The organism is Ruegeria sp. BHSB196, assembly GCF_059613135.1.
Map to the genome: position 1 here is coordinate 125222 of NZ_JBXWRY010000003.1, position 24010 is coordinate 149231.

Annotated in this window: 31 protein-coding genes and 2 tRNA genes; 17 read left to right on the forward strand and 16 right to left on the reverse strand. The window is 65.1% G+C overall.

Annotated elements, in window-relative coordinates:
• Positions 1 to 5: 5 nt before the first annotated feature.
• Entirely contained in the window at positions 6 to 881 is an 876-nt protein-coding gene (locus AC2FNJ_RS03505) for a hypothetical protein (protein ID WP_496762471.1), read from the reverse strand.
• Positions 882 to 1040: 159 nt separating this feature from the next.
• Between AC2FNJ_RS03505 and AC2FNJ_RS03510 the strand changes: the two genes are divergently transcribed.
• A tRNA-Thr gene (locus AC2FNJ_RS03510) sits at positions 1041 to 1116 on the forward strand.
• Between the two features lie 22 nt (positions 1117 to 1138).
• On the opposite strand, the gene AC2FNJ_RS03515 is transcribed toward AC2FNJ_RS03510, so the two are convergent.
• A complete protein-coding gene (locus AC2FNJ_RS03515; protein WP_496762473.1) occupies positions 1139 to 1501 on the reverse strand; it encodes a hypothetical protein in 363 nt (120 codons plus the stop codon).
• A 282-nt stretch (positions 1502 to 1783) separates the two neighbouring features.
• Between AC2FNJ_RS03515 and AC2FNJ_RS03520 the strand changes: the two genes are divergently transcribed.
• The 3 genes from AC2FNJ_RS03520 to AC2FNJ_RS03530 all read left to right on the forward strand — a co-directional run bounded on the left by AC2FNJ_RS03520 (position 1784) and on the right by AC2FNJ_RS03530 (position 4820).
• Positions 1784 to 2770, forward strand: coding sequence for a DUF6492 family protein (locus AC2FNJ_RS03520; RefSeq protein ID WP_496762474.1), 987 nt, complete (start codon positions 1784 to 1786; stop codon positions 2768 to 2770).
• A gap of 84 nt (positions 2771 to 2854) precedes the next feature.
• On the forward strand, positions 2855 to 4141 hold the full coding sequence (locus AC2FNJ_RS03525) for a lipoprotein-releasing ABC transporter permease subunit (protein WP_496762478.1): 1287 nt from the start codon (positions 2855 to 2857) through the stop codon (positions 4139 to 4141).
• Positions 4134 to 4820, forward strand: coding sequence for an ABC transporter ATP-binding protein (locus tag AC2FNJ_RS03530; RefSeq protein ID WP_496762482.1), 687 nt, complete (start codon positions 4134 to 4136; stop codon positions 4818 to 4820). Before AC2FNJ_RS03525 ends, AC2FNJ_RS03530 begins: the two co-directional genes overlap by 8 nt.
• Here the strand turns inward: AC2FNJ_RS03530 and AC2FNJ_RS03535 are convergent.
• Entirely contained in the window at positions 4804 to 5241 is a 438-nt protein-coding gene (locus AC2FNJ_RS03535; RefSeq protein ID WP_496762484.1) for a DMT family transporter, read from the reverse strand. The genes AC2FNJ_RS03530 and AC2FNJ_RS03535 overlap by 17 nt on opposite strands.
• Positions 5242 to 5353: 112 nt before the next feature.
• Here AC2FNJ_RS03535 and AC2FNJ_RS03540 point away from each other — a divergent pair, with 112 nt between their 5' ends.
• Positions 5354 to 5761 carry a c-type cytochrome gene (locus AC2FNJ_RS03540; RefSeq protein ID WP_496762609.1) on the forward strand — a complete coding sequence of 136 codons (408 nt, stop codon included), beginning with the start codon at positions 5354 to 5356 and terminating at the stop codon, positions 5759 to 5761.
• Between the two features lies 1 nt (position 5762).
• Complete coding sequence (locus tag AC2FNJ_RS03545; protein ID WP_496762486.1) at positions 5763 to 6176, forward strand: c-type cytochrome; 414 nt, start codon at positions 5763 to 5765, stop codon at positions 6174 to 6176.
• A 4-nt stretch (positions 6177 to 6180) separates the two neighbouring features.
• Here AC2FNJ_RS03545 and AC2FNJ_RS03550 read toward each other — a convergent pair whose 3' ends face one another.
• The 3 genes from AC2FNJ_RS03550 to AC2FNJ_RS03560 are packed head-to-tail and all read right to left on the reverse strand — an operon-like array spanning position 6181 to position 8027.
• On the reverse strand, positions 6181 to 6864 hold the full coding sequence (locus AC2FNJ_RS03550) for a hypothetical protein (protein WP_496762488.1): 684 nt from the start codon (positions 6862 to 6864) through the stop codon (positions 6181 to 6183).
• Between the two features lie 42 nt (positions 6865 to 6906).
• Complete coding sequence (locus AC2FNJ_RS03555) at positions 6907 to 7569, reverse strand: DNA-3-methyladenine glycosylase I (RefSeq protein WP_496762489.1); 663 nt, start codon at positions 7567 to 7569, stop codon at positions 6907 to 6909.
• A 53-nt stretch (positions 7570 to 7622) separates the two neighbouring features.
• Positions 7623 to 8027: a PaaI family thioesterase gene (locus AC2FNJ_RS03560; RefSeq protein ID WP_496762491.1), complete on the reverse strand. Its 405-nt coding sequence runs from the start codon at positions 8025 to 8027 to the stop codon at positions 7623 to 7625.
• A gap of 371 nt (positions 8028 to 8398) precedes the next feature.
• Here AC2FNJ_RS03560 and AC2FNJ_RS03565 point away from each other — a divergent pair, with 371 nt between their 5' ends.
• The 5 genes from AC2FNJ_RS03565 (at position 8399) to AC2FNJ_RS03585 (ending at position 13824) form a co-directional block, all read left to right on the forward strand.
• The gene (locus tag AC2FNJ_RS03565; protein ID WP_496762493.1) at positions 8399 to 9349 is read left to right on the forward strand and encodes an ABC transporter substrate-binding protein; all 951 of its coding nucleotides are present in this window, start codon (positions 8399 to 8401) and stop codon (positions 9347 to 9349) included.
• 9 nt (positions 9350 to 9358) lie between these two features.
• Positions 9359 to 10411 carry a quaternary amine ABC transporter ATP-binding protein gene (locus AC2FNJ_RS03570; RefSeq protein WP_496762495.1) on the forward strand — a complete coding sequence of 351 codons (1053 nt, stop codon included), beginning with the start codon at positions 9359 to 9361 and terminating at the stop codon, positions 10409 to 10411.
• On the forward strand, positions 10408 to 12474 hold the full coding sequence (locus tag AC2FNJ_RS03575) for an ABC transporter permease (protein WP_496762496.1): 2067 nt from the start codon (positions 10408 to 10410) through the stop codon (positions 12472 to 12474). The genes AC2FNJ_RS03570 and AC2FNJ_RS03575 overlap by 4 nt, the downstream gene beginning before the upstream one ends.
• Before the next feature lie 96 nt (positions 12475 to 12570).
• Positions 12571 to 13233 (forward strand): NnrU family protein, encoded by a 663-nt coding sequence (locus tag AC2FNJ_RS03580; protein ID WP_496762498.1) that lies wholly within the window; start codon positions 12571 to 12573, stop codon positions 13231 to 13233.
• Between the two features lie 72 nt (positions 13234 to 13305).
• Positions 13306 to 13824: a DUF2478 domain-containing protein gene (locus tag AC2FNJ_RS03585; RefSeq protein WP_496762500.1), complete on the forward strand. Its 519-nt coding sequence runs from the start codon at positions 13306 to 13308 to the stop codon at positions 13822 to 13824.
• Positions 13825 to 14079: 255 nt separating this feature from the next.
• Here the strand turns inward: AC2FNJ_RS03585 and AC2FNJ_RS03590 are convergent, their stop codons facing one another.
• The 4 genes from AC2FNJ_RS03590 to AC2FNJ_RS03605 all read right to left on the reverse strand — a co-directional run bounded on the left by AC2FNJ_RS03590 (position 14080) and on the right by AC2FNJ_RS03605 (position 16719).
• Positions 14080 to 14796, reverse strand: a complete 717-nt coding sequence (locus AC2FNJ_RS03590; protein WP_496762501.1) for a hypothetical protein — start codon at positions 14794 to 14796, stop codon at positions 14080 to 14082.
• 2 nt (positions 14797 to 14798) lie between these two features.
• Entirely contained in the window at positions 14799 to 15593 is a 795-nt protein-coding gene (locus AC2FNJ_RS03595; protein WP_496762503.1) for an SDR family oxidoreductase, read from the reverse strand.
• 36 nt (positions 15594 to 15629) lie between these two features.
• Entirely contained in the window at positions 15630 to 16397 is a 768-nt protein-coding gene (gene hdhA / locus AC2FNJ_RS03600) for a 7-alpha-hydroxysteroid dehydrogenase (protein WP_496762505.1), read from the reverse strand.
• A gap of 238 nt (positions 16398 to 16635) precedes the next feature.
• Positions 16636 to 16719: transfer RNA gene (locus AC2FNJ_RS03605), tRNA-Tyr, on the reverse strand.
• Positions 16720 to 16835: 116 nt separating this feature from the next.
• Here AC2FNJ_RS03605 and rlmB point away from each other — a divergent pair.
• From rlmB to AC2FNJ_RS03625, 4 genes are all read left to right on the forward strand, one after another.
• Positions 16836 to 17609 (forward strand): 23S rRNA (guanosine(2251)-2'-O)-methyltransferase RlmB, encoded by a 774-nt coding sequence (rlmB, locus tag AC2FNJ_RS03610; protein WP_496762507.1) that lies wholly within the window; start codon positions 16836 to 16838, stop codon positions 17607 to 17609.
• Between the two features lie 12 nt (positions 17610 to 17621).
• A complete protein-coding gene (locus AC2FNJ_RS03615; RefSeq protein ID WP_496762610.1) occupies positions 17622 to 17909 on the forward strand; it encodes a hypothetical protein in 288 nt (95 codons plus the stop codon).
• Positions 17910 to 18009: 100 nt separating this feature from the next.
• Positions 18010 to 18456, forward strand: coding sequence for a YHS domain-containing (seleno)protein (locus tag AC2FNJ_RS03620; protein WP_496762508.1), 447 nt, complete (start codon positions 18010 to 18012; stop codon positions 18454 to 18456).
• Between the two features lie 200 nt (positions 18457 to 18656).
• A complete protein-coding gene (locus AC2FNJ_RS03625) occupies positions 18657 to 19127 on the forward strand; it encodes a CoA-binding protein (RefSeq protein WP_496762510.1) in 471 nt (156 codons plus the stop codon).
• Positions 19128 to 19142: 15 nt separating this feature from the next.
• Here AC2FNJ_RS03625 and AC2FNJ_RS03630 read toward each other — a convergent pair whose 3' ends face one another.
• The 3 genes from AC2FNJ_RS03630 to hisF form a co-directional block, all read right to left on the reverse strand.
• On the reverse strand, positions 19143 to 19727 hold the full coding sequence (locus AC2FNJ_RS03630) for a hypothetical protein (RefSeq protein ID WP_496762612.1): 585 nt from the start codon (positions 19725 to 19727) through the stop codon (positions 19143 to 19145).
• A gap of 72 nt (positions 19728 to 19799) precedes the next feature.
• On the reverse strand, positions 19800 to 20117 hold the full coding sequence (locus tag AC2FNJ_RS03635; RefSeq protein WP_496762511.1) for a phosphoribosyl-ATP diphosphatase: 318 nt from the start codon (positions 20115 to 20117) through the stop codon (positions 19800 to 19802).
• Entirely contained in the window at positions 20114 to 20875 is a 762-nt protein-coding gene (hisF, locus tag AC2FNJ_RS03640; RefSeq protein WP_496762513.1) for an imidazole glycerol phosphate synthase subunit HisF, read from the reverse strand. Before hisF ends, AC2FNJ_RS03635 begins: the two co-directional genes overlap by 4 nt.
• A gap of 117 nt (positions 20876 to 20992) precedes the next feature.
• On the opposite strand from hisF, the gene AC2FNJ_RS03645 reads away from it, so the two are divergent.
• Entirely contained in the window at positions 20993 to 21439 is a 447-nt protein-coding gene (locus AC2FNJ_RS03645; RefSeq protein ID WP_496762514.1) for a DUF302 domain-containing protein, read from the forward strand.
• A gap of 1 nt (position 21440) precedes the next feature.
• On the opposite strand, the gene hisA is transcribed toward AC2FNJ_RS03645, so the two are convergent.
• Positions 21441 to 22160, reverse strand: a complete 720-nt coding sequence (hisA, locus tag AC2FNJ_RS03650; RefSeq protein ID WP_496762516.1) for a 1-(5-phosphoribosyl)-5-[(5-phosphoribosylamino)methylideneamino]imidazole-4-carboxamide isomerase — start codon at positions 22158 to 22160, stop codon at positions 21441 to 21443.
• A 132-nt stretch (positions 22161 to 22292) separates the two neighbouring features.
• On the opposite strand from hisA, the gene AC2FNJ_RS03655 reads away from it, so the two are divergent.
• Positions 22293 to 22697 (forward strand): DUF2147 domain-containing protein, encoded by a 405-nt coding sequence (locus tag AC2FNJ_RS03655; protein ID WP_496762517.1) that lies wholly within the window; start codon positions 22293 to 22295, stop codon positions 22695 to 22697.
• Positions 22698 to 22721: 24 nt separating this feature from the next.
• On the opposite strand, the gene hisH is transcribed toward AC2FNJ_RS03655, so the two are convergent.
• The gene (hisH, locus tag AC2FNJ_RS03660; protein WP_496762519.1) at positions 22722 to 23360 is read right to left on the reverse strand and encodes an imidazole glycerol phosphate synthase subunit HisH; all 639 of its coding nucleotides are present in this window, start codon (positions 23358 to 23360) and stop codon (positions 22722 to 22724) included.
• A complete protein-coding gene (gene hisB, locus AC2FNJ_RS03665) occupies positions 23361 to 23948 on the reverse strand; it encodes an imidazoleglycerol-phosphate dehydratase HisB (protein ID WP_496762521.1) in 588 nt (195 codons plus the stop codon).
• Positions 23949 to 24010: the final 62 nt, after the last annotated feature.

Consider the following 24010-nt stretch of genomic DNA (forward strand, 5'->3'; position numbering starts at 1 on the left):
CCGGCTCAGGGCGCGACGAAGCGCACTCCGGGCATGTCCTGTATTCTGCGCACATCCGCATCATACAGGTCCGTGAAGGCGTCGACGACCTCCTCGGTCCAGCCGGGAAGGTCCAGAACCTCTTCGATCTGCTCGTCGAGCGCATAGGTCTCAAGATGTCTCAGGATCAGCGCGTCGGTCTGTTCCCGGCTCATCTCGGGGTTCAGGGACCGCTGCACATGAAACCGCGCCAATCCGTCGGTGGACAGAATCTCGGGCAAGAGCGCGAATTCGCCCCTGACCGTGTCGCCTTCGGCAAGCCCGGCCATGAGACGCAACAGACGCCCCCAGATCAGGGGCGAATCCTCGTTGCACCACACGGTCACCGCCACCTCCGGTGCCTGGATGCGCACCTGTTCGATGACCTCGGCCCAGCGCAGCCGGCTGAAGTCCAGGGTCTCGCGCAGTTCCGTCTGCCGCCGTTCCGGCAGGGATGACAGGGTCTTGGGAATGAAGCTTGCCGGGTTTCGCAGCGCGAAGAAGAATTCGATCCGATCGTTGGGAAACAGATTGCACAGCTCGAACAGCCTTGGCCCGGCCAGCGGATAGAACTGGCCGTCCCGGATCGCCGACCAATGGGTGCCGAACAGGTTGGGATCGGAAAAGACCACGCGGTCGGCCTTTTCGCTTTCCAGAATCGCATCGATCAGAACATCCCCGGCATCTTCCGTCGGGGCCGCTTCCTTCAGTGCCTGGAAGGTCTCCTTGAGCAGCTTGCGATACTTGCCCGGCCCTGGAACCGCGATGCCGCGCTGGCTGAACCCTTCCTTGTTCTCAAGCAGGCACTTCAACAGACGACCTTCGTCCGTCGCGTGGGCGCCCGCATGGAATACCAACTGCATCGCGATGTCCGGTTGCTGCCATTCTCTCTGCCTCGCGTTGCATGTTTTTCCCGGTCAGTCAAATCGCCACCCGCCGTCGCGCCGAGGCGACCGGTCATCGACGGCGCGGGCCATTTTGAGTCTTGCAGTCACCTGCCTGACTCAGTAATGCAGCCCTGCGCCCCTATAGCTCAGCTGGTAGAGCAACTGATTTGTAATCAGTAGGTCCGCGGTTCGAGTCCGTGTGGGGGCACCACCAGCCCCGCTGCGAATTCAGGTCACGCCGGCCGGTTTGCCGGGCGCGCGAACAGCAGATCACCGTCGGCATTGCGGCCCGGCCGGGCGACGACCATCGGGCGGCCGAGGCGCAGTACGAGATCGCGCAGTTCGATGCCCAGAAAACGAAGGCCGCAGATCTTCTTGCCGGTCAGGCTGTCGGTGATGCAGAGCCGCCCCTGACGGAAGGCCAGGCGATAGCCCTTGTCCCGCAGCGCGTCCCGCAGCATCGACCAGCTGGCGGCGGTTTCGAAGACCGGCCGGATCGTCGCCCTGAGAAGGGCGGCGGATTCACAGTCGAGTTCTGTCGCGATATTGTCTGAACCGGCAAAGCCGGTGTCACGAAAACCTTGATAAAAATTCATGAGCGACCCCCGCTCTTTAGTACTCATTAATCCCCCGTACAGGGTGGCAAAATTCCCCCGAACGGTCAAACCACGCAACAATATTACCGCAGGAGCGTTGCATTTGTAAGTCAGTTAGCGCTCGCGGCAACGAACTGTTTTGGAAACGGAAACGGCTGGTATTGAATTGTCTTCGAAAAAAGCGGGTTTTTGCCTTGACCGACGCACGTCGAAAGGGAAGGGACTGGGGCAGGGCTGGCCGGAACCTGTGCGGCTGATCGAACCGAAGGGCCGGGGTGCGTGATGCTGAGTTTTGCAACCGTCGTCTATGCACGGGACTATCCCTTGCTGGAGCTTCAGGCCCGGTCGATGGCCCGCTTCGCCGATCCCGGCAAGGTGGCGGCGATTCTGATCGTGATGAATGACGTTGACGAAGACCGGCTTGCGCAGGCCCTGCGGCCGATATTGCCGTCCTACGGCCCCTTGGCGGACAAGGTGCAGGTGCTTCGGGGCGATGCGCTCCTGCGCCCGGACGGGCGGGCGTCGTCGCCGCGGCTGACGGAGCGGGTCTATGTGGATCATCGGTTCCGCGTCCCGCTGGTGCGGCGCAACGGCTGGCGCGGCAACAACGGCTACCGGATGCAGCAGGCGCTGAAACTGGCCGCGGCGGCAGGCGCGCCAAGCCCGCAGGTGGTGATCCTCGACACCAAGAACCTGTTCCTGCGCCCCGTGGGGCCGGAGGATTTCTTCACCGATGACGTGCGCGGCAAGCTGGCCTTCATGGCGCCCCAGGTCGAATTTCACCGCGCGTGGTGGCATCAGAGTCTGGATGCGCTTGGGATGCACATTCCAGATCCCGACGCGGTGCGCACGACCACGTTCTCCACGCCCTTTCCGGTCAACCGGGCGCTGGCGCAGGGGCTGTGCGCCGAAATCGCGGCGCGGTACCACTCGGTCCAGGCGCTTTTTGCGTCGCGCCGGCGGCCGTCGGAGTTCATGTTGCTGAACGCCTTCTGCCTCAAGGCTCACGGCGACATAGCGGCCTGCTTTGCGGAGGTGCCGCAGCGGCATGCCGGGCTGTGGCCGACCTATACGGCCGAGCAGGTCGCGGCGGAACTCGCGCTGCTGGAGCGGCCCGAGACCCTCTGCTTCGGCCTGCACAACCGGTCGGTGGCGTCCTTGCCGGCGGCGCAGCGGGACCGGGTGTTCGCCGCACTCGAGGCGCGGGGAATCTGCGGCCGCGCAACGGCCGAGGCGGTTCTGGACCGGGTGTCGGCGGTCTCCGGCTGACGATTCGCCGGACCGGACAAACTCTGCCCTTGACCATCGGTGTCGATCAAACGAGGGTCCGCGCAGCAGAAATCCGGAGCTTGCATGTCGAAGACCCCGCCGCCCTTCGCGCCGTTCGAGTGGAAAATCGCATGGCGATACCTGCGCGCCCGCCGGGCCGAGGGCGGGGTCAGCGTAATGACCTGGATCTCGCTGATCGGCATCACCCTGGCGGTATTCGCGCTGATCGCGACACTGGCCGTGCGGTCGGGATTCCGGTCGGAATTCGTCGGCACCATCCTGGGCGCGAACGCGCATGTGACGCTCTACAATGTCGGGCAGGTGGACGAGCAGGGGCGGGTGGACCGCACCATCAAGGATTTCGACGCCATGGCCACGCGGGTCGCGCAGGTGCCGGGGGTCGTCAGCGCGGCGCCGCTGGTCAAGGGCGAGGTGCTGATCACCAACCGCGATCACAGTTCCGGCGTGCAGATCTTCGGCATCCGCCCGGACGATCTGATGAAGGTGCCGGGCATCGCGGAAAGCGACAAGGCCCTGGGCGACCTGTCACGGTTCGAGGACGGCATCGCGATCGGTTCCGGCGTGGCCCGCGCCATCGGCGCGACGGTGGGCGACCGGGTCAAGCTGACCTCGCCCAACGGGGTCAAGACGGCCTTTGGCGTGTCGCCGCGCGTCAATGCCTACGAGGTCGTCTACGTGTTTTCGGCGGGGCGGTACGACATCGACCGGACACGTGCCTACCTGCCGTTCGAAGAGGCGCAGAAATTCTTCAATCGCGAGGGGTTGGCGGACGATATCGAGATCATGGTCGAAGACCCGGAACAGCTCGAATACGTGATCTACCCGATCCTCGAAGCGGCTGGCGAGCCGGTTCAGGTCTGGACCTGGCAGGATGCCTCGGGCGGCTTCCTGCGGGCGCTGGAGGTCGAGGACAACGTGATGTTCATCATCCTGTCCATCCTCGTTCTGATCGCGGCGATGAACATCGTCTCGGGCCTGATCATGCTGGTCAAGAACAAGGGCCGCGACATCGGCATCCTGCGCACCATCGGGCTGAGCGAGGGGTCGGTGCTGCGGGTGTTCTTCATCTGCGGCGCCTTCACCGGGATGATCGGCACGGCGATGGGCGTGATCCTGGGCTGCCTGTTCGCGATCTACATCGACCCGATCTTTTCCTTCGTGAACTTCGCGATGGGCGGCGGCGTCTGGGATCCGGCGATCCGGGGGATCTATGCGCTGCCGGCCGAACTGCACCTGTCGGATGTGCTCAAGGCGGTGGGGTTGTCGCTGGGCCTGTCCTTCTTCGTCACCTACTTCCCGGCCCGCCGTGCGGCGCGGCTGAACCCGGTCGAGGCGCTGCGCTATGAATGACGTGACGCTGCGGCTGACCGGCCTGACCAAGACCTATCTGCAGGGCACTCCTGGCGAGGTGCAGGTGCTGCGCGGCGCCGACCTGGAGCTGCGCGCGGGCGAGGCGGTGGCGCTGGTCGCGCCCTCGGGCGCCGGCAAATCGACGCTGCTGCATATCGCCGGCCTGCTCGACACGCCGGATGCGGGCACCGTCGAGATCGCCGGGCAGGACGCCACCGGCAAGGGCGACCGGACGCGCACGGCGATCCGGCGGCGCGACGTGGGTTTCGTCTATCAGTTCCACCACCTGCTGCCCGAATTCTCGGCGGTGGAAAACGTCACCCTGCCGCAACTGGCCAATGGCGTGCCCGAACGCGAGGCGCAGCAACGGGCGATGGATCTGCTGGACCGCGTCGGAGTCGCCGCGCGTGCAGCGCACCGCCCGGCGGCTCTGTCGGGCGGCGAGCAACAGCGTGTCGCCTTCTGCCGGGCGCTGGCGAACAACCCCCGCGTCCTGCTGGCGGACGAGCCGACCGGCAATCTGGACCCCGACACCTCGGAACAGGTGTTCGACGCTCTCATGGCTCTGGTCCGGGGCGCGGGGCTTTCGGCCCTGATCGCCACCCACAATCCGGATCTGGCAGCGCGCATGGACCGGGTGGTGCGGCTGGACGGCGGAGTGCTCAGGCCAGCTGGGTGATCGCCACGCCGAGCGCCATCACGGCGATGCCGCCCGCGCGCATCAGGGTCAGCGGTGTCACCTGCGCCCCGAACAATCCGAAATGGTCGATGACCGCGGTGCTGAGAAGCTGGCCGAGCAGGACGAAAAACACTGCGTTGCCGACGCCGAAATGCGGGGCGACATGCGTGATCGAAAGCACGTAGAACGCCACCAGTATGCCGCCCAAAAGCAGATGTTTGGGGCTGGAGGCCACTTTGCCAAGCGCCTGCGGGCCGGGAAAGACCAGCATGACCAGGACGGTCGAGGCCAGCGCCACCGCGAACAGCACCACGGCCGCGGCGGTCGGAGAACCGATCAGCTTGCCCAGGGCGGCGTTCAGGGCGGCGAGAACCGGGATGCCGATTCCCGCCGCAAGCATGATTGCTGCGTATTGTGCCATGGTCGGGCCATCTCCTGCCTCAATGCGGTTGATCTGGATCATTGCGGGTGGATAGGCTGTCGGCAAGCCTGCGCAAACGCAGAGCAGAAGAACGGGAGGCGCGAACATGGGTATGGATCTGAGAATACTGCCGATTGCGGCATTGGCTCTGGCGGTGTCAGGCATGTCGCCGGGCCTGGCGCAGGATGCCGATCGGGGCGCCGAGATCTATCTGGATCATTGCGCCACCTGCCACGGGCTGGATGCGACGGGGCAGGGGCCGATGGCTGGCGTCCTGTTGGTCAAGCCGGTCGATCTGACCGCGTTGCAGGGCGCGGGCGAGCGGTTTCCGACCGAACGGGTCGTGCGCCGAATCGACGGGCGCGATCCGCTGGTCAGCCATGGCAGCCCGATGCCGGTCTACGGCCCCTATTTCGAAGGCAATGACACCGCGATCAAGACCCCGGCGGGCCAGCCCATCCTGACCAGCCAGCCGATTGCCGATCTGGTGGCCTATCTCCAGACGCTGCAGGGCAACTGACATGGCCGGGCTCAGCGCGATCGCTCGTGCGATTCCATTCACCGCCCTCGCCTTGGCGGCCTGCACCATGGAGCCGAAAATGCCGACGCCGTCGGAGGGAGAGGCATTGTTCGCGGCCAATTGCGCGGCCTGCCACGATTTCGGCGGCACCGGCGGGGAACTGATCGGCGGCCAGGTCGCCCCCGATCTGACCCGGATCGCCGCGCGCAACGGCGGCACCTTTCCGCGCGCCGAGGTGCTGTCGCAGATCGACGGGTACGGGCGCGGCAAGGTCTCGACCGACATCATGCCGGAGTTCGGCGGTCTGCTGGAAGGCGACCTCGTGCCGGTCGAGGTGGACGGCGTGCTGACGCCCACGCCGCGCCCGCTGGCGGCCCTGCTGGCCTATCTGGAGAGCATTCAGGTTTCCGGCTGAACGGTCAGTCGCAGATGCCCTGGATTTTTGCGCCGCTCCACGGAATGATGACGTCGCTTTCGCGCCGCGCGCCGGGAAGGTCCGCGACCTGCATGACCTCGCCCAGCATCGCATGCAGGCGCTTGGTGCGGCTGGCGTCGGGCGCCAGGGCGCGGCAGCAGACATATTCCTCGACGATGGCGCCCTGCTGCTCGAAACCATAGCTCAGGAAATCGGCCGGCCCGTCGAGATCGAACAGGTAGGGATCGTCGGCCCCGCCATGCTCGGCCGCGGCGCGCAAGGGGTGATAACCCGTCCGGTCGCGGTTCTGCCATTGCCAGACATGGGTCAGTTCATGCGCCAGAAGCATCGCGGCGACGAGGTTGAGGGTGTCCGGATACTCGGCCATGTAATCTTCGAGATACCAGTCGCGGGTGAAATAGACCCGGTTGAACAGCGCCACCGCCGCCGGTTTGCTGGTCACGATCTCTTCCTTCACGGGCGGCAGGATGCGTTCGCGGCAGGTCACGCGCGGGCGTTTGTTGCGCCGGAAGGTGACGGCCGAAACCGGCGCCCCCTCGACCAGCCGCACGCGGTCGAGGTTCAGGGCCTCGCCGTGGACTTGCGCGGCGAAGGCGCGCTCGGTCTCGGTCAGCGGACGACCGCAGGCGGCGAGCAGCAGGATCAGAACCAGGACGCATCGGATCATGGTTCGGAGCCTAGTCCGCACGGCGCGTGCTGCAAGCCGTTTTCACAGGCTCATCGCCAGAACGCGGCTGATTTCCGTCAGCGATCGGCCGGATTGGTCCATCCAGCTGTTGAAGGCGGTCTGCACCGCGGCCAGGGCCTTTTTGGAGGTGGGCGGTTTGTCCACGACCCCTTCGGCGATCAGGCGCGCGGTGACATCGCGGGACAGGATGAAACTGTCACGCCCGGCAAAGCGCATGGCATATTGCGCGGTGGTGCCGCCCAGGCGCGACCCGCGCTTGCCCAGCATCTCCAGCAGCCCGACATAATCCGTGGACGGCCAGCCGCCCAGAACCTTGCCCGCGCCGCCTTCGTCGCGCAGTTCCAGCAGAAAGGCGGCGTTGTCGCGAACCGCGGCGATCTTGGTGCCGTTGCGCACGATTCGGGTGTCCTGCAGCAGCGCGTCGAATTTGTCGTCATCCATGAAGGCGCAACGGCCCACGTCGAAGCCGTCGAAGGCGTCTTCGAATCCGTCCCACTTGTTCTCGATGACCTTCCAGTTGAAGCCGGCCTGAAACACGCATCTGGTGATGACCGACAGCCAACGGTCCTCCGGCATGGCCGCAAGCTCGCCGGGCGGTTTCGGTTTGCTCAGCCTGGCTTCCAGCGCGTCGGCGCCGCCGTGCCTGTCCGCCGCCAGTTCAAAGATCTCGTCGAAATGGCGCATGGTTCCGTCCTTTCCCGTCGAGCCGTCCTTGCCGTCTCTCCCCGTCTGCAGCCTCAGGGCGCAAAGAAGGTTGCACTGGCCGTGGCGACCGTCTTGGCGCTGTCCTCTTCGGTCATTTCCGCGCGGGCGAAGACCAGGGCGCGCCCGGCGCGGACGACCTCGGCCCGGCAGAGAATGGCCGAGCCGACACCGGGGCGCAGGAATTGCGTGTGCAGATCGGTGGTGGCATAGGGTTTGAATTCACCGGTATGCGCGATGGCGGCGATCACCATCGACGTGTCCGCCAGCGCCGCCAGTGCCTGACCCGAGACGATTCCCCCGACGCGCGCCAGATGATCCGACAGGGGCATCCGCACCACGACCCTGTCGCGCCCGGTTTCGACAAAGCTCATGTCGAGCGCCCGAACCCACGCGGCGAAGTTTTCGTCCAGCAGTTCCTGCGCCTGTTGCGGTGTCATGGGTCCTCCGTCGTTGGGCCGAGCCTAGTGGCGCGATTCGGGCCTGCCAAGCGGAACCTGTCCCGGCGACATGCCGGACGCGAATTGGGTCTCGACAAACGGCGCGAATTGGTTTGTAATTGACTGATCAATCAATAACCGGCATGACAGCGGTCAGGGCGCGGTCCGGCCGGGTCGGCAAGGTCCGAACGGCGAGGGCCAGGACCGGGAGGAAACAAGACCGCTTGGGGAGGAGGGTCGGCCAGTGCATCGTGGAAATCCGCGGATTTCTCGGAAATGCGTATTGCGGCGCGACGCAACTTGTCGGCAAATGTTCTGGTAGCAAAAGGTCCGCCCGTCGCGTGGCGGATGACAAAACAGGGAGTGAAATCATGAAAAAATTCAGCCTCGGCCTTGTGGCCGCAACGGTTGCCGGGTCGGCCTATGCCGCCGATATGGGCGCCGTGGACGAGCCGATCAAACTGGCCATCAACGAATGGACCGGGCAGCATGTCACCACGCATGTGGCCGGCGAAATGCTCAAGGCGGCCGGGTACAACGTGGAATACGTGACCGCGGGCATGATGAACCAGTTCCAGGCGCTGGCGGATGGCGACATTCACGCGACGCTGGAAATCTGGTCGTCGAACGTGTCGGACGAATACGCCAAGAAGATCGACGAAGGCACCGTGGTCGAAATCGGCGATCTGGGCCTGGACGCCAAGGAGGGCATCGCCTATCCGGCGCATGTCGCCGACCTGTGCCCGGGCCTGCCCGCCTGGGAAGCCCTCAAGGAGTGCGCCCAGATCTTCGCAACCGCCGAAACGCTGCCCTCGGGCCGTCTGGTGGACTATCCGGCCGATTGGGGCACGCCGGGCGCAGACCGGATGACCGGGCTCGAACTGCCGTTCAAGGCGGTTCCGGCAGGGTCCGAAGGGGCCTTGATCGCGGAACTGCGCGCCTCGACCGAGCGCAAGTCGCCGTTGCTGATCACCTTCTGGCAGCCGCATTGGGCGATGTCGGCCTATGACGTGCAGTTCGTCGATCTGCCGCCGGGAGAAGAGGCGTGCTTCAGCGACCCGGCCTGGGGTCCGAACCCGAACGCGGTCAACGATTGCGACTTCTCGCCGTCGCGCATCTTCAAGGCAGGCTGGAGCGGCCTGGAAGAGAAGTGGCCCGCCGCCTACGAGATCCTCGAAAACTATCAACTGGCCGTCGAGGATCAGCAGCCGATGATGGGCGCGATCGACGTTGACGGCGGCGCGGTCGAGGATGTCGTGGCCGCATGGATGGCCGAGAACGAGGACAAATGGCGTCCGGTCGTGGACGCGGCAACCAAGTGAGTCCCATACGTGACTGACGCAAAGACGCCAGCCATTGCCTGCCGGAACCTCTGGCAGGTCTTTGGCCCCGGTGCAGAAAAAGCCCTGACCGACGCGCTGTCTCGGTCAGGGGGAGATCCCGACGCCGCCGCGGCCGAACTGCGCGACAAGGGGTACATCCCCGCGGTCCAGGACGCCAGTTTCGACGTTCACGAGGGCGAGCTGTTCGTCATCATGGGGCTGTCCGGATCGGGCAAGTCCACGCTGGTCCGCTGCATCTCGCAACTCCTGCCCGGCACCGGCGGCGAGATTCGGATCGATGGCGAAAATGTCATCGGCGCATCCAAGAAGAAGCTGACCGAACTGCGGCGGAAGAAGCTGGGCATGGTATTCCAGCATTTCGGACTGTTCCCGCACATGACCGTGGCCGAGAACGTGGCCTATCCGCTGCGGGTGCAGGGCGTCGGCCGCAAGGAACGGAACGCGCGCGCGCAGGAGGTGATCTCGCTGGTGGGCCTCGAAGGCCGCGAAGACAGTTTCCCGCGGCAGCTTTCCGGCGGGCAGCGGCAGCGCGTCGGCATCGCCCGGTCGCTGGCGGTGAACCCCGACATCTGGTTCCTGGACGAACCGTTCTCGGCGCTCGACCCGCTGATCCGGCGGCAGTTGCAGGATGAATTCCTGCGCATTCAGGCGACGCTGAAGAAATCCATCGTGTTCATCACCCACGACATCGCCGAGGCGCTGAAGCTGGCCGACCGGATCGCGATCATGCGCGACGGCAAGATCGTGCAGATCGGCACGCCCTCGGATATCGTGCTGCGCCCGGTCGATGACTATGTGCGCGAGTTCTCCAAGGACGTGGCCAAGGGCCAGCACGCCAAAGTCGCCTCGGTCCTGCATCACGGCGAGAGCGACTATGGCCCCGACGATCCCGGTTTGACCACCGCAATGACCCTGGACACCGCGCTGGCGCGCTGCATGCAGCTGTATCAGCCGGTTCCGGTGCGCGACGCCGCGGGCGCGGTTGTCGGGACGGTGCATCCCTCGGACCTGGCCGCCGCCCTGCAGGTGGATGAGGCATGAGCGCGATCGCTGACGTGACCCCGATGCGCCAGGTGCGGCTGACCGCAGGGGCGCAGGCGGCGCTGATCACGCTGCTGGTCGGCGCGGTCTGTCTGGCGCTGGAACCGGTGGCGCCCTGGCTGGTGAAATGGCCGGCCGCGTGGGAGCTGCCGGCAACCGAATGGGTCGGGTCGTTCCTGGCCTGGTTCCTGAACGGGATCAAACCGGCGGCGCGGCTGTTTTCCGACGTGATGGCCCATCCGATGAACTGGGCCAACTTCGTTCTGGGCCATACGCCCTGGCCCATCGTGATCGGGATCGTCACCGCCCTGGGATGGTATCTGGGCGGGCTGTCGATGGCGGCGCTCGGATTTCTCGGTCTCAGTTTCGTTCTGGCCTCGGGCTATTGGGCCGAGAGCATGAACACGCTGGCGCTGGTCGCTGTCTCGGTGCCGCTGGCGCTGGTGGTCGGGGCGGCAATCGGCATCCTTGCCAACGAAGTGCCACGGGTGAAGGCGTTCGTGCAGGCGGTGCTCGACATCATGCAGACGGTGCCGACCTTCGCCTATCTGACGCCTCTGCTGCTGCTGTTCGGCTTCGGCCCGGTCGTGGGGCTGATCGCCTCGGCCATCTATGCCGCGCCGCCGATGGCGCGCAACGTGATGCTGGGGCTCGAACGGGTCGAACCCGAGGTGAAGGAGGCCGCCATCATGTCCGGCGGCACCCGGTTCCAGCAGCTGTTTCAGGTCGAGATCCCCTCGGCCACCACCCAGATCATGGTGGGCGTGAACCAGTGCCTGATGGCGGCGCTGTCGATGGTGATCATCGCCGCGGTCATCGGCGGGTTCAACGATATCGGCTGGGAAGTGCTGCTGACCATGCGCAAGGCTCAGTTCGGCGAGTCGCTGCTGGCCGGTCTGGTGATCGTGGTCTTCGCCGTCGTGATCGACCGGATGAGCGGGGTGCTGGCGACCGAGCGCAGGCGCTACGACACCCGCGTCGTCTGGGCGATGCTCGCCTTTGCCGTGGTCTTCACGCTGGCCTTCTGGGCGCGGCTGCCGAACCCGTCCGAACTGACCCTGCTGGACCCGGTGGCCCAGGCGGTGGACAGCGGGCTTACCGCGTTCACCCAGGCCAATGGCGCGTGGCTGGATGCGCTCAAGAACAACTCGATGTTCTACGTTCTGCTGCCGCTGCGGATCGGTCTGGATCAGGCGGTGCTGCCGTTCACCTGGGGATTCGCTTGGACCCCGGCGATGAGCTATGGCCTCTTTGCCGCCGGTGCGGTCCTCGCGCTGTTGATGGCGTGGCGCGGGCATGTGACCGGCGGCCTGACCCTTTTGATCGGCATCGGCATGCTGGAGACCGGGATCGCCAATCTGCCCTGGCCCTTCGTGCTGACCGGGGCGGCGGCGCTGGGCTGGGTCGCGGGTGGCTGGCGGCTGGCGGCTCTGTCGGTTGGCCTGCTCTGCACGATCCTCGTTTCGGGCCTGTGGGAACGCGCCTTGCTGTCGCTCTATCTCAGCGGCGCGGCGGTCTTTGCCTGCGCCGTGGTCGGCGGCGCCATCGGCCTTGCCAGCGCGGTGTGGGAGCCGGTGTGGAAAATCGTGCGCCCGATCTGCGACATGCTGCAGACCATCCCGCTGTTCGTGTTCCTCATCCCGGTCCTGATGGTGTTCCAGATCGGCGAGTTCTCGGCCTTTCTGGCGATCTGCGCCTATGCCGTGGTGCCTATGATCCGCTACACGCGCCACGGGCTGGTCAACACCCCGGACGAGATGATGGAGGCCGCCATTTCCAGCGGCGCGACCGAATGGCAGATCCTGCGCGACGTGCGCGCGCCCTATGCGGCGCCCACGATCCTGCTGGGGCTGAACCAGACCATCCTCTATGCCTTTGCCATGTTGGTGATCGCGGCGCTGATCGGCACCACCGGCCTGGGCCAGTCGATCTATCTGGCGCTGGGGCAGGCGGATGTGGGGCTGGGCATCTCGGCCGGTGCGGCGATGGCCATTCTGGCGTTGATCGCCGACCGGATGGTGCAGGGCTTTGCCGAGGAGAAACGCAAGGCGCTGGGCCTGTGACGGCCGGGGCGGCGCCAGCCGCCCCGCGCTTGACTTCGGGCAAGGAACGGGGCGCCCGGTGCCCGTAATCCGGGGCCAAGAAACCGGAGGCAGGGCATGAGCGGCTGGGGCGAATTTCTGCTGGCATTGGGAGTATTTCTGGCAAGCCACGTCGTGCCGGTGCGTCCGCCCGTGCGTCCCTGGCTGATCGCCCGGCTGGGGCAGGCGGGGTATTTCACCGCCTATTCTCTGGTCTCGCTGGCGGTTCTGGTCTGGCTGATCGTCGCCGCCGGGCGTGCGCCGTATGTCGAGGTGATCCCGCCGCTGCCGGCGCTGCGCTGGGTGCCGCTGCTGGTGATGCCGTTGGTCTGCTGGCTGGCCATTGCGGGCGTGACGATCCAGAACCCGTTCTCGTTCGGCGGGCTGGGCCGCGCGCCCTTCGACCCCGAGCGCCCCGGCATCCTGCGCACAACGCGCCACCCGATCCTGCTGGCGCTGCTGTTGTGGGCGCTGGCGCATCTGATCGCCAATGGCAGCCTGGCCCATGTGATCCTGTTCGGGCTGTTTGCCGGGTTCGCATGGATCGGCATGGCGCTGATCGACCGGCGCAAGGCGCGCGAGATGCCCGATTGGGACGGTCTCGCCCGCAACACCGCGCGCCTGTCGCTGCGCGCGCCGCGTCCCTGGCCCGGAGTATGGGTCTGGCTCGCCGCGGCGTTGATCTATGTCGGGCTATTCCATCTTCATGCCCCGGTCATAGGGTTGTCTCCGATCCCCTGACCCAAGGGAGTGGCCCGGGATCGACCGGCATGCTATTTGCAAATGAAACAAGAGGACTTCAGGAGCCACGACATGAACCTGGCCTATGTCACCACCACCGAACGCGGCGCCACCGACCGCCTGCTGAGCGCCGCCGCGGATCGCCTGCAAGCCAAGGGCTACGACCTCGCGGGCGTCGTGCAGACCAATACCGAATGCGCCGACAGCAGCAAATGCGACATGGACCTGCGGGTGCTGCCCGATGGCGCAACCATCCGCATCTCGCAATCGCTGGGAACGATGGCGCGCGGGTGCAGGCTGGATCCGGCCGCCCTGGAACAGGCGGTCGTCGATGTGACGGCCTCTCTGGACGCCGCCCCGCAACTGCTCATCGTCAACAAGTTCGGCAAGCACGAAGGCGACGGGCGCGGATTCCGCCCCGTGATCGCCGAGGCGCTGGCGCGGGACGTTCCGGTGCTGGTCGGAGTCAACGGGCTGAACGAAGACGCCTTCCTTGAATTCACCGGGGACGCGGCCCAAAAACTGACCGCTGATCTGGATGCGATCGAGGCGTGGCTGGCCGCAGTCATCGCGACCCGCAGCGCGGCCTGAGCGGTCAACTGGATGCGCGCCAAATCACGCAACTTGACCGAATGAGCACGGCGCGCCACAGGACGTATCGGGCGCGTCGCAACCAAGAAACCGGTAGCCTCTGTCCGGCTTTCGCAGATCCTGCGTACGACCCGGAAGCGTCTGCCAATCGGACAAGCCAAGAATGATGCCCAACGCCTCCGCGGTGCACGCCATCTCGTCGCCCCCTTCGGTCCCGGCCATCGGAACCGTGGCGCTGTCGAGACCGGCAGGCGTTCACTGTCCGACCGCGGCGACATCCTCCAAACTCGGAAAGAACACGGTGCGACACCGGTCCAGACGTTCTGCGCGGCTTTCGTAGTTGGTCCGCGCGATGCGCAGTTCGGCTTCGCGTTCCAGCACTGAACTGAGCGGCGCGCTGCCGCGGGCGTTCAATTCTCGTGCGCGTTCCAGCGCCTTCTCGGCATAGGCCATCCACGCCTGGTTCGCTCTGGCCTCGACAGGCCCCTTGTCGCATCCCGCGTCCCAGCCGCGCCGAAAGACGGCATATAGCTCTTCAAGGTCGATCCTTTCGCCTTCAAAATGCTCTCCGATCAGCGAAATGGCGGATACCTGCGCTGCAACCGTAGCAAGGTTCTTCTCGGCCACGACAAGCTGCAGCTTGTTCCAGGCGTGCTTGAGTTGCGAGATTTCAAGCTCCAGTTCGGAAATGGCGTTGCGTTCGAACAGTTCGAGATTGCGCTCCAGTATGGCACGGTCGCGTTCCAACTGAGCCTTAACGGCCTCAAGATGGATGCTCGAAAGCATGCTTTGATACCCGACCGACCTGCCTTGATCCGCAAACATCAGCATGAAGATCTGATCGGTCGTCACGGCTGTGCCGTTCGTGTCCGATGGCCCGTCCTGAGCGCAAGCGGAAGAACCGAAGAACACGGCCAGGGCCATGTAAGCCGCGCGGACCGCTCCCATGGTCGGCACCACCGTTCCCCTCACGATCATGCTCCAAAAAGCCTGACCACGCCCCCGCCGCCGTGGACGTTGATCGTTTGCCCGCTGACCCAGCCCGCTGCGGGCGAGCAGAGATACAGCATCGCATTGGCGATATCCTGAGGTCGGCCCGGGCGACCGGTCAGATTGTCCGGATGGGCCAGCTTCTCCTGCATTTCGGGCGATATTCCCGCATCGCCGTAACCTGCGGTCATCACCGTTCCAATCAGGACCGAGTTCACACGCACGCGCTTGTTCAGCATGTGGGCGAGCGACACCATCATCTGATTGAGCGCCGCCTTCGCGGTGCCATAGGGCAGGATGTCATAGGCCGGCACGGCCGAGGAAAACGAACCGGAGTTCGTGATCGACGCGTTTTCGGCCTTTTCCAGATAGGGCAGACACGCCATGCTCATCTGATAGGCGCTGATCGTGTTGAGCTTGTACGAGTTTACGAATTCTTCTTCGGGGATTGCTGACGGATCGGGCTGGCGCCCGCCCCAGCCGACGTTGTTTACCAGTGTCGAAATCCCGCCGAACGCCTGCGCCGTGGCGGCAACAACGGCGTCAATCTGCGATTTGTCCGTCACATCGCAGGCCATGCCCTTGCAGTCGTTGCCGGTTTCCTCGGCGATCTCCGCGGCGGTCTCGGCGGCCTTGTCTCCATTGAGATCGGCAATCATCACGCTGGCACCCGCGCCTGCCAGCGTCCTGGCGATCCCGGCCCCGATATTCTGGGCACCGCCCGTGATGAGAACGGAATGTCCATCCATGCGAAATTCTGCGAAAGCGTCGAAGCTCATGCTGCTGTCCTATCTGCTTTTGTGCAAAAAAGTTTCCTAGTCGAGTTCCTGCACGCCACCGCCCGACACGGTGAGCACCTGGCCACTGATCCACGCCGACGCGGGCGCACACAGAAACAATGCGGCATAGGCGATATCTTCGGGTTCGCCCAGCCGGCCAAGCGGCGTGTGCTTCAGCATCGCCTTCTCGATATCCTCGTTGAGCACCGTGGCCAGCGCATCGGTCTTGATCGCTCCGGGGGCGATGGCATTGACCCGCACGCCCATCGCGCCGAGGTCGAATGCTACGTTTCGTGTCAGATGGTTCACCGCCGCCTTGGACGACCCGTAGGAGGCCATGCGCTTGTTCTTGTTTTCACCTGCCATCGACGAAATGTTCAGCACCGCGCCGCCGCCCGCTTCCTTCATGTGCGGCGCGGCAAGCTGCGTCAGGCGAAACAGCGAAAAGACGTTGAGTTCGTAGGCCCAGCGGAAGTCATCCATCGGCATGTCAAAGGGCTTGGGTCCGCCACCGCCCGCGTTGTTGACGAGAACGGACAGTCCCCCGAACTCATCCACGGCAAGCCGGACTGCAGCATTCAAGTCGGTTTCCTGGGTAACATTGCACCCCAGGCCGACAGCCTTGCCGCCGGCCTTCGCGATTTCGTCCGCCACGGTCTTGGCGGTTTCTTCCTTCAGGTCGCTCACAACCACCGATGCACCCGCCTCGGCGAAAAGCTTCGCCACACCGCGGCCGATGCCTGCGCCGGCCCCAGTGACAAGCGCCACCTGCCCATCCAGCCTGAATCTCTTCTCGTCGAACATGATCACCCTCTCACTCCTGCCCGCGAAAAGCTGGTCGCGTCCGCCGAAAGGTCAAGAAAACGGTCGCGTTTTTTGCGGTCGCGACGTGCATTCAGCCTGAGCCGTCGCCCGAAAACGCTTTCGAAGTGCTCGGGCATCGCATGGAGAACCGGCCATTCCGACAGGGTGGCCATTGCTGGCTTTGCCCGCCACTGAAGCAGGAGAGATTCTCAGCCTAATCTTCTGATTTTCTTAAAAATGGTGGGCGACCCTGGAATCGAACCAGGCGTGCGTCTCCGCGAGGGAGTTACAGTCCCCTGCCACACCTTGCGGCCTGTCGCCCACGGTCAGGCGTTGCGCCCGACGTGGAGGCGTGATTACTAGCGCGTCAGGGGAGCGTCAACAGGAAAATTCCGCCCTGTCGCGGGAAACCCGAAGCCCGATCCGGAGGCTGCCAGAATGAAGAAACCCAAATGGGTGATCGAAAAGGAACAGGCACGCAAGGCGGCCGCGGCCGAGACGGTCTGGCTGTTCGGACTGCACGCGGTGCGGGATGCCCTGCTGAACCCCAAGCGGCAGAAATTGCGCCTGATCGTGACGCGAAACGCGCAGGACAAGCTGGCCGAGGCCATCGCCGCAGCGGGGATCGAACCGGAGCTGGCGGATCCGCGCAGGTTCACCGCGCCGCTCGATCCCGGCTCGGTCCATCAGGGTGCCGCGCTCGAGGTCAGGCCGCTGGACTGGGGCGGTCTCGCGGAAAACTGCGTCGGCGCGGAACATCCGCGGGTGATTCTGCTGGACCGGGTGACTGATCCGCACAATGTCGGCGCCATCCTGCGGTCGGCCGAGGTGCTGGGGGCCAGCGCCGTCATCGGCACCCGCCACCATTCCGCACCCGAAACCGGCGCGCTGGCCAAGACGGCCAGCGGCGCGCTGGAACGCCAGCCCTATCTGCGGGTGCGCAACCTGGCCGAAGCGATCACCGACCTGCAGGACATGGGGTTCCTGGTGCTGGGCCTGGACGGCGAGGCCGATCAGACCATCGAATCGGCTCTGGACGGGCGGCGGGATCGCCCGGTTGCGCTGGTTCTGGGCGCCGAGGGGCCGGGGTTGCGCCAAAAGACCAAGGAAACCGTCGATCGGCTGGTCCGGATCGACGCGGGCGGAGGATTTGGATCGCTCAATGTCTCGAACGCCGCCGCAATCGCCTTATATGCATCGCGACACAGGTGACAGGAGGTTCAGATTCCCGGTCCGGCAAAGATAGCGACCTGCTGCTACTGCGGTACCCGCGCGGCCCTGGTGCTGAAGGGGCGCGAACGCCATGAGCTGAGCTGCGCCAGTTGCGGCGCGCCGTTGCACGAGCTGAAGATGCTGCGCAAGGCGCGCGACCCTGCACCGGCGCGCCGCAAGGAGCTTGTCCACCGGACAGCGGACCATCGGAAGAAGCTCAAGAAGCCCAAGTCGCGCCGGCGCAAGGTCGCGAGGATTTTCGATGAAATCTGGGACGTGATCGAGGACATCATAGACTGACGTTTCAACGGGACACGATGCGATCACAACAGCGTCAACCGGGGTTTCGAAACGGCGCCATTGAAGGCATCTTAGGGCCTTGATTATCGGTTGGAGTCTCATGGTTTCTCGACGCGCTTTCACCTTCGGCATGGCGGCAACCCTCGCCGCGCCCATGGCCTGGGCGGAGTCCCCTTATATCTACGAACGCGGCGGCGCGGCGATCGGCGGATATGACACCGTGTCCTATTTCGAGATGGGCACGCCGGTGCAGGGCCGGTCGGACATCGCGGTGATGTGGAAAGGCGCGGTCTGGCGCTTTGCCTCCGAGGCGCACCGCGAAGCATTCGAATCCAATCCACGCGCCTACGCGCCGCAATTCGGCGGCTACTGCGCCTATGCCGTTTCGCGCGGAAAGCTCGCCAGCACCGACCCGGACGCGTGGCGGATCGTCGGCGGAAAGCTCTATCTGGTTCACTCGCATCAGATCGAACAGGTCTGGGAACGCGACGTGGCGGGCAACATCGCCCTGGCCGAGGGAAACTGGCCGCGGATCCTGCGCGACTGAGCCGCGATTCCCTGCTCTGTGCGCGCTGTCATCACATTTTTCGGCGCAACCTCTTTTTTTCCGAAAATGTAGACCTAAATGACACAGTGACCGCGGATTGGAACTGCCGCGGGTCATTTCACTGTCCCTCGTTCCATAACTGGCGCCCAAGGCTCACTTGGGCGCTTTTTTCTTTGCTGCCGGGCGGATAGATTGGCGTCATGCCAGACTATTCGGACGATCACCTCAAGGCCATCCTGCAGCGCACCAAGGTCATTGCCTTGGTCGGCGTCTCGATGAACCCGGTGCGGCCGAGCTACTACGTGGCGCGGTATCTGGGACTCAAGGGTTTTCGGGTGATTCCGGTCAATCCGGGCCATGCCGGCAAGATGCTCTTTGGCGAGCAGGTCCGGGCATCGCTGACCGACATCGACGCGCCGGTCGACATGGTCGACATCTTCCGGCGCTCCGAGGCAGTGCCGCCCATCGTCGAAGAAGCGCTTGCGGCATTCCCCGGCCTCAAGACCGTCTGGATGCAGATCGGCGTCGAAAACCACGCGGCCGCCGAAATGGCGCAAGCCCGCGGGATCGACGTGATCATGAACCGCTGCCCGAAGATCGAATATCAGCGCCTGTTCGGCGAGCTGCGCATGGGCGGTTTCGCCACCGGCATCATCTCGTCCAAGCTGTGATCCGCCCCGCCGGCCTCAGCCGGTGGTCAGGCTCGTGCCGCGCTGCTTCAGCAGCTTCCGTTCCTTGTCTTTCAGAACTTCGATCCGGGGCCGCCAGTTGTACCGGGTGTCCTCGCGCGTCGGCGCCCAGAACAGCGCGCCGCCCCAGCGCCACGGGTCCAGCACCACGCCGTCATACAGGTTGTCGCCGCGCGCGCTGATGATGGCGGTGCTGTGGTCGATGCGGAACGGGTTTTCCGGGTCCGAGATCGCCCGGTGCATGGTCAGGGTGCGGAAATTCTCCTGATTCAGGCGTTTTTCCATGTCCTCCGCCCAATGCCAGCACAAGCCGCGCTCGCGAAAGCCGTTGTTGACCTTGGCGTTGTGCACCAGCGGCGGATCCGTCACCCGGTATTCCTGCTTGAGCTGGCTGGAATAGTCATAGGCGATGCGCGCGGCCCGCTCCGCCTCGGCCGGGTCCACGTCGGGTCCGAGACCGCGGATCTCGAGCGCCAGCCCCTCAATGTCGCGCTTGTCCACGCTGGGGGCCTTGGCGCAGCCCGCGACGATCACAAGTCCCAGAACGGCCAGAACCGGGACCAGGCGTTTCACCATCGTCATTTGCATTGAAATCCGTCCGCTCGTATTGCCGTGTTCGTTGATGGGGAATGGTAGTGCTGTACCCCGCCTGTTTCAATCTCGGGACCGGCCCGCCTTTTCCTCGAGCCCGCTGATGCCCTGCCGGCGCGCCAGTTCCCCCAGCACCTCCTCTAGGGACACGTCGCGCGACGCCAGCATGACCAAAAGGTGATACAGCACATCGGCCGCCTCGGCGGTCAATTTTTCGCGATCCCCCCGGACCGTTTCGATGATCGCCTCGACGGCCTCCTCGCCGAATTTCTCGGCGCATTTCTCGGGGCCTGCAGCCAGCAACCTTGCGGTCCAGCTGGACTCGGGATCGGCGCCCTTGCGCGCGTCGATGGTGGCGGCCAGATCTTGCAGAATGCTCATGTCAGCCTCACGGGGATGCCTGCGGCGGCCATGTGTTCCTTGGCCTCGCGGATCGTGTATTCGCCGAAATGAAAGATCGACGCCGCCAGCACCGCGCTGGCGCCGCCCTCGGTCACGCCTTCCACCAGGTGATCCAGATTGCCCACCCCGCCCGAGGCGATCACCGGAACGTCCACCGCGTCCGAAATCGCACGGGTCAGCGGCAGGTTGAACCCGGCCTTGGTGCCGTCCCGGTCCATCGAGGTCAGCAGGATTTCCCCGGCACCCTTGGCGACCACGGTCCTGGCGAATTCCACCGCGTCGATGCCGGTGGGCTTGCGCCCGCCATGGGTAAAGATCTCCCACTTGCCGGGGCTGACCGTCTTGGCGTCTATGGCGACCACGATGCACTGGCTGCCGAACTGGTCGGCGGCCTCGGCCACCACGTCCGGATTGGCCACGGCGGCCGAGTTGAAGCTGACCTTGTCCGCCCCCGCCAGCAGCAGGTTGCGCACGTCTTCCTTGCTGCGCACGCCGCCGCCCACGGTCAGTGGCACGAAACACTGCTCGGCGGTGCGCTGCACCACGTCGAACATGGTGCCGCGGTTTTCGTGGGTGGCGTGGATGTCCAGAAAACAGATCTCGTCGGCACCGGCCGCGTCATAGGCCTTGGCCGATTCCACCGGATCGCCCGCGTCGCGCAGGTCCACGAAATTCACGCCCTTGACCACGCGGCCATCGGCGACATCCAGACAGGGAATGATGCGGGTTTTCAGCATGTACCGTCCTTTGCTGCGGCACTCCTAACGGCAAAGCCCTGCCGATGCCAGAGTTGTGATTGCGGCAACGGCCAAAGCCGTGAAAACTGGACCGGAAACGATAGAAGGAAATGGATTATGAAGAACTTGTTTTGGGCCGCAATTCTTGCCGTTTCAGGCGCGTCTACAGCGATGGCGGACGACATCATCAAGGTCAAGACCGCCAAGTCGGTGCCCGAGGCGATGGATGCGCTGGAAGCCGCGGTCGGCAAGGCCGGGGCAACCGTCTTTGCCCGCGTCGATCACGCCGCCGGGGCCGAGAGCGTGGGCATGAGCATCCCCGCCAGCCAGTTGCTGGTCTTCGGCAACCCGAAACTCGGCACACCCGCGATGGAACTCGACCCGCTCGCCGGGCTGTTCCTGCCGCTCAAGGTGCTGGCCTACGAGGATGCCGACGGGCAGGTCTGGCTGGCCTATGAAGACCCCAAGGAAACCATGGACGATCTCGACGCGGTCGAGACATCGCCGGTCATCGGCAAGATGCAGGGGGCCTTGCAGAACCTGACCGCCGCCGCGGCACAATAGGTCATCCGAGGACGCGAATCGCCTCGGCCAGATCGAGCGCGCCATCATACAGCGCCCGCCCCGAGATCGCGCCGTCCAGCGCCACGCCGCAATCCCTGAGCGCGATCAGATCGGCCAGCGAGCTGACGCCGCCGCTGGCGATCACCGGGATCGACACCGCGCGGGCCAGCGCGGCGGTGGCCTCGACATTCGGGCCCTGCATCGCCCCGTCGCGGTTGATGTCGGTATAGATGATGGCGGCGACGCCCGCATCCTCGAAGCTTTTTGCCAGATCGGTGGCCAGCACGTCGGTTTCCTCGGCCCAGCCCTTGGTGGCGACCCTGCCGCCGCGCGCATCGATGCCGACGGCGACCTGGCCGGGAAACGCCCCAGCCGCTTCCCGCACCAGATCGGGGTTTTCGACCGCGACGGTGCCCAGAATGACCCGCGCCAGCCCCTTGTCGAGCCACATCTCGATGGTGGCCATGTCGCGGATGCCGCCGCCCAGTTGCGCAGGCACGTCGCAGGCCCGCAGAATCGCCTCGACCGGGGCTGCGTTGACCGGCGCGCCGGCAAAGGCACCGTTCAGGTCCACCAGATGCAGCCATTCGCAGCCCGCCTCGACAAAGGCGCGGGCCTGGGCGGCGGGATCGTCGTTGAACACGGTCGCCTTGTCCATGTCGCCGCGCAGCAGGCGCACGGCCTGGCCGTCCTTGAGGTCGATGGCGGGGTAGAGGATCATGTGCGGCGGCCTTTCGCTGATTTCCGCGCGGGATATGGCATGGGAAGGGCGGGGGATGCAACGCGACCCAAAGTCAGGGTTGCCCTGACACCCGACCCGCGCCACATTTCATTCCAACAAGGAGGTACAATCATGACATTCAGAACCTGTCTGGCAGCCGCCGCCCTGATCGGCGCCGCTACGGTCGCGCAGGCCGAAGATCCGGTGGACGGCATCTGGAAGACCGCTCCGGGCGAAGAGGGCGGATATCTGCACGTGTCCATCCAACCCTGCGGCAGCGCCGTCTGCGGTACGATCGACAGCGCCTTCAACGCGCAGGGCGACCAGAACCTGACCTACGAGCATCTGGGCAAGAGGATGATTTGGGACATGGTGGCCGATGGCGACGGCGCCTATAGCGGCGGCAAGATCTGGGATCCGGAATCCGACAAGACCTATGTTTCCAAAATGACCCTCAAGGGCAACACCCTGTCGGTCAAGGGCTGCATCGCGGGCGGGTTGATCTGCCGTGGGCAGGACTGGACGCGGCTCCAGTGACGCACCGCGCCTGACCTGCGCGCGTCACGGCGTCCAGGTCAGGAAATTGCCGATCAGGCGCAGGCCCACGTCTTGGCTTTTCTCGGGGTGGAACTGCATCCCCAGCATGGTGTCGCGCCCGATCACCGCGGTGACCGGGCCGCCATAGTCGACGCGGGCCAGCCGCTCGGCCGGGTTGTCCACGCGGAACTGATAGGAATGCACGAAATAGGCGTGATCGCCGGTCCGGATACCGGCAAACACCGGATGGTCGTTCTCGATTACCAGATCGTTCCAGCCCATGTGCGGCACCTTCAGCGCCCTGTCGTCCGGCCGGATCCTGACCACGTCGCCGGCGATCCAGTCCAGCCCCGGCGTGTCCGCATATTCGTGCCCGGTCGTCGCCATGAGCTGCATGCCGACGCAGATGCCCAGAAAAGGGCGGCCGCGGGTTTCGACCGCCTCGACCATCGCGTCGTAGATGCCCTTGTGCCCCCGCAGTTCCGCCGCGCAGGCGGGAAAGGCGCCATCGCCGGGCAGTACCAGACGGTCGGCGCGCGCCACCACCTCGGCCTCCGAGGTCACGACGACCTCGCCCGCATCCACCTCGCGCGCCATGCGCTGGAACGCCTTTTCGGCGGAATGCAGGTTGCCCGACTCATAGTCGATGATGGCGGTCAGCATTCAGAGCGCACCCTTGGTCGAAGGGATCGCGTCCGCCTTGCGCGGATCGGTCTCGACCGCCGCGCGCAAGGCGCGGGCGACTGCCTTGAATGCGGCCTCGGCGATGTGGTGGCTGTTGAACCCGTGCAACCTGTCCACATGCAGGGTGATGCCGCCATGGGTGCTGAACGCCTGGAAGAACTCGCGTACCAGTTCGGTGTCGAACGCGCCGATCTTGGGCGTGGGCAGATCGACGTTCCAAACCAGGAAGGGCCGGCCCGACAGGTCCAGCGCGCAGCGCACCTGCGCGTCATCCATCGGCAGATGGCATTCACCGTACCGCCGGATGCCCGTCTTGTCGCCCAAGGCCGCGGTCAGAGCCTGACCCAACGCGATGCCAGTATCCTCGACCGTGTGGTGATCGTCGATGTGATGGTCGCCCTCGGCCCGGATCGTCATGTCGATCAGCGAATGGCGCGCCAGCTGGTCCAGCATGTGATCGAAGAACCCGACACCGGTGCGGACATCATAGGTTCCGGTCCCGTCGAGGTTGATCTCGACCGAGATATCCGTCTCGGCGGTCTTGCGGCGGATCGTGGCGCGGCGCATGGGCGATTTCCTTTTACTGCCGCGCGCTTATACGCCGGGGGCTGTGAGCATTTCCAGCCCGT

What these genes read in the sequence shown, in the direction of transcription:
- AC2FNJ_RS03655 (WP_496762517.1), top strand. Translation starts at nt 22,293, where the DNA reads ATGACATTCAGAACCTGTCTGGCAGCCGCCGCCCTGATCGGCGCCGCT.
- hdhA (WP_496762505.1), bottom strand. Translation starts at nt 16,397, where the DNA reads ATGTTCGACGAGAAGAGATTCAGGCTGGATGGGCAGGTGGCGCTTGTC.
- AC2FNJ_RS03625 (WP_496762510.1), top strand. Translation starts at nt 18,657, where the DNA reads ATGCCAGACTATTCGGACGATCACCTCAAGGCCATCCTGCAGCGCACC.
- hisB (WP_496762521.1), bottom strand. Translation starts at nt 23,948, where the DNA reads ATGCGCCGCGCCACGATCCGCCGCAAGACCGCCGAGACGGATATCTCG.
- AC2FNJ_RS03645 (WP_496762514.1), top strand. Translation starts at nt 20,993, where the DNA reads ATGAAGAACTTGTTTTGGGCCGCAATTCTTGCCGTTTCAGGCGCGTCT.
- AC2FNJ_RS03505 (WP_496762471.1), bottom strand. Translation starts at nt 881, where the DNA reads ATGCAGTTGGTATTCCATGCGGGCGCCCACGCGACGGACGAAGGTCGT.
- AC2FNJ_RS03515 (WP_496762473.1), bottom strand. Translation starts at nt 1,501, where the DNA reads ATGAATTTTTATCAAGGTTTTCGTGACACCGGCTTTGCCGGTTCAGAC.
- AC2FNJ_RS03595 (WP_496762503.1), bottom strand. Translation starts at nt 15,593, where the DNA reads ATGAGCTTCGACGCTTTCGCAGAATTTCGCATGGATGGACATTCCGTT.
- hisF (WP_496762513.1), bottom strand. Translation starts at nt 20,875, where the DNA reads ATGCTGAAAACCCGCATCATTCCCTGTCTGGATGTCGCCGATGGCCGC.
- AC2FNJ_RS03550 (WP_496762488.1), bottom strand. Translation starts at nt 6,864, where the DNA reads ATGATCCGATGCGTCCTGGTTCTGATCCTGCTGCTCGCCGCCTGCGGT.
- rlmB (WP_496762507.1), top strand. Translation starts at nt 16,836, where the DNA reads ATGAAGAAACCCAAATGGGTGATCGAAAAGGAACAGGCACGCAAGGCG.
- AC2FNJ_RS03520 (WP_496762474.1), top strand. Translation starts at nt 1,784, where the DNA reads ATGCTGAGTTTTGCAACCGTCGTCTATGCACGGGACTATCCCTTGCTG.
- AC2FNJ_RS03535 (WP_496762484.1), bottom strand. Translation starts at nt 5,241, where the DNA reads ATGGCACAATACGCAGCAATCATGCTTGCGGCGGGAATCGGCATCCCG.
- AC2FNJ_RS03580 (WP_496762498.1), top strand. Translation starts at nt 12,571, where the DNA reads ATGAGCGGCTGGGGCGAATTTCTGCTGGCATTGGGAGTATTTCTGGCA.
- AC2FNJ_RS03555 (WP_496762489.1), bottom strand. Translation starts at nt 7,569, where the DNA reads ATGCGCCATTTCGACGAGATCTTTGAACTGGCGGCGGACAGGCACGGC.
- AC2FNJ_RS03630 (WP_496762612.1), bottom strand. Translation starts at nt 19,727, where the DNA reads ATGACGATGGTGAAACGCCTGGTCCCGGTTCTGGCCGTTCTGGGACTT.
- hisA (WP_496762516.1), bottom strand. Translation starts at nt 22,160, where the DNA reads ATGATCCTCTACCCCGCCATCGACCTCAAGGACGGCCAGGCCGTGCGC.
- AC2FNJ_RS03575 (WP_496762496.1), top strand. Translation starts at nt 10,408, where the DNA reads ATGAGCGCGATCGCTGACGTGACCCCGATGCGCCAGGTGCGGCTGACC.
- AC2FNJ_RS03560 (WP_496762491.1), bottom strand. Translation starts at nt 8,027, where the DNA reads ATGACACCGCAACAGGCGCAGGAACTGCTGGACGAAAACTTCGCCGCG.
- AC2FNJ_RS03620 (WP_496762508.1), top strand. Translation starts at nt 18,010, where the DNA reads ATGGTTTCTCGACGCGCTTTCACCTTCGGCATGGCGGCAACCCTCGCC.
- AC2FNJ_RS03585 (WP_496762500.1), top strand. Translation starts at nt 13,306, where the DNA reads ATGAACCTGGCCTATGTCACCACCACCGAACGCGGCGCCACCGACCGC.
- AC2FNJ_RS03530 (WP_496762482.1), top strand. Translation starts at nt 4,134, where the DNA reads ATGAATGACGTGACGCTGCGGCTGACCGGCCTGACCAAGACCTATCTG.
- AC2FNJ_RS03540 (WP_496762609.1), top strand. Translation starts at nt 5,354, where the DNA reads ATGGATCTGAGAATACTGCCGATTGCGGCATTGGCTCTGGCGGTGTCA.
- hisH (WP_496762519.1), bottom strand. Translation starts at nt 23,360, where the DNA reads ATGCTGACCGCCATCATCGACTATGAGTCGGGCAACCTGCATTCCGCC.
- AC2FNJ_RS03545 (WP_496762486.1), top strand. Translation starts at nt 5,763, where the DNA reads ATGGCCGGGCTCAGCGCGATCGCTCGTGCGATTCCATTCACCGCCCTC.
- AC2FNJ_RS03525 (WP_496762478.1), top strand. Translation starts at nt 2,855, where the DNA reads ATGTCGAAGACCCCGCCGCCCTTCGCGCCGTTCGAGTGGAAAATCGCA.
- AC2FNJ_RS03565 (WP_496762493.1), top strand. Translation starts at nt 8,399, where the DNA reads ATGAAAAAATTCAGCCTCGGCCTTGTGGCCGCAACGGTTGCCGGGTCG.
- AC2FNJ_RS03635 (WP_496762511.1), bottom strand. Translation starts at nt 20,117, where the DNA reads ATGAGCATTCTGCAAGATCTGGCCGCCACCATCGACGCGCGCAAGGGC.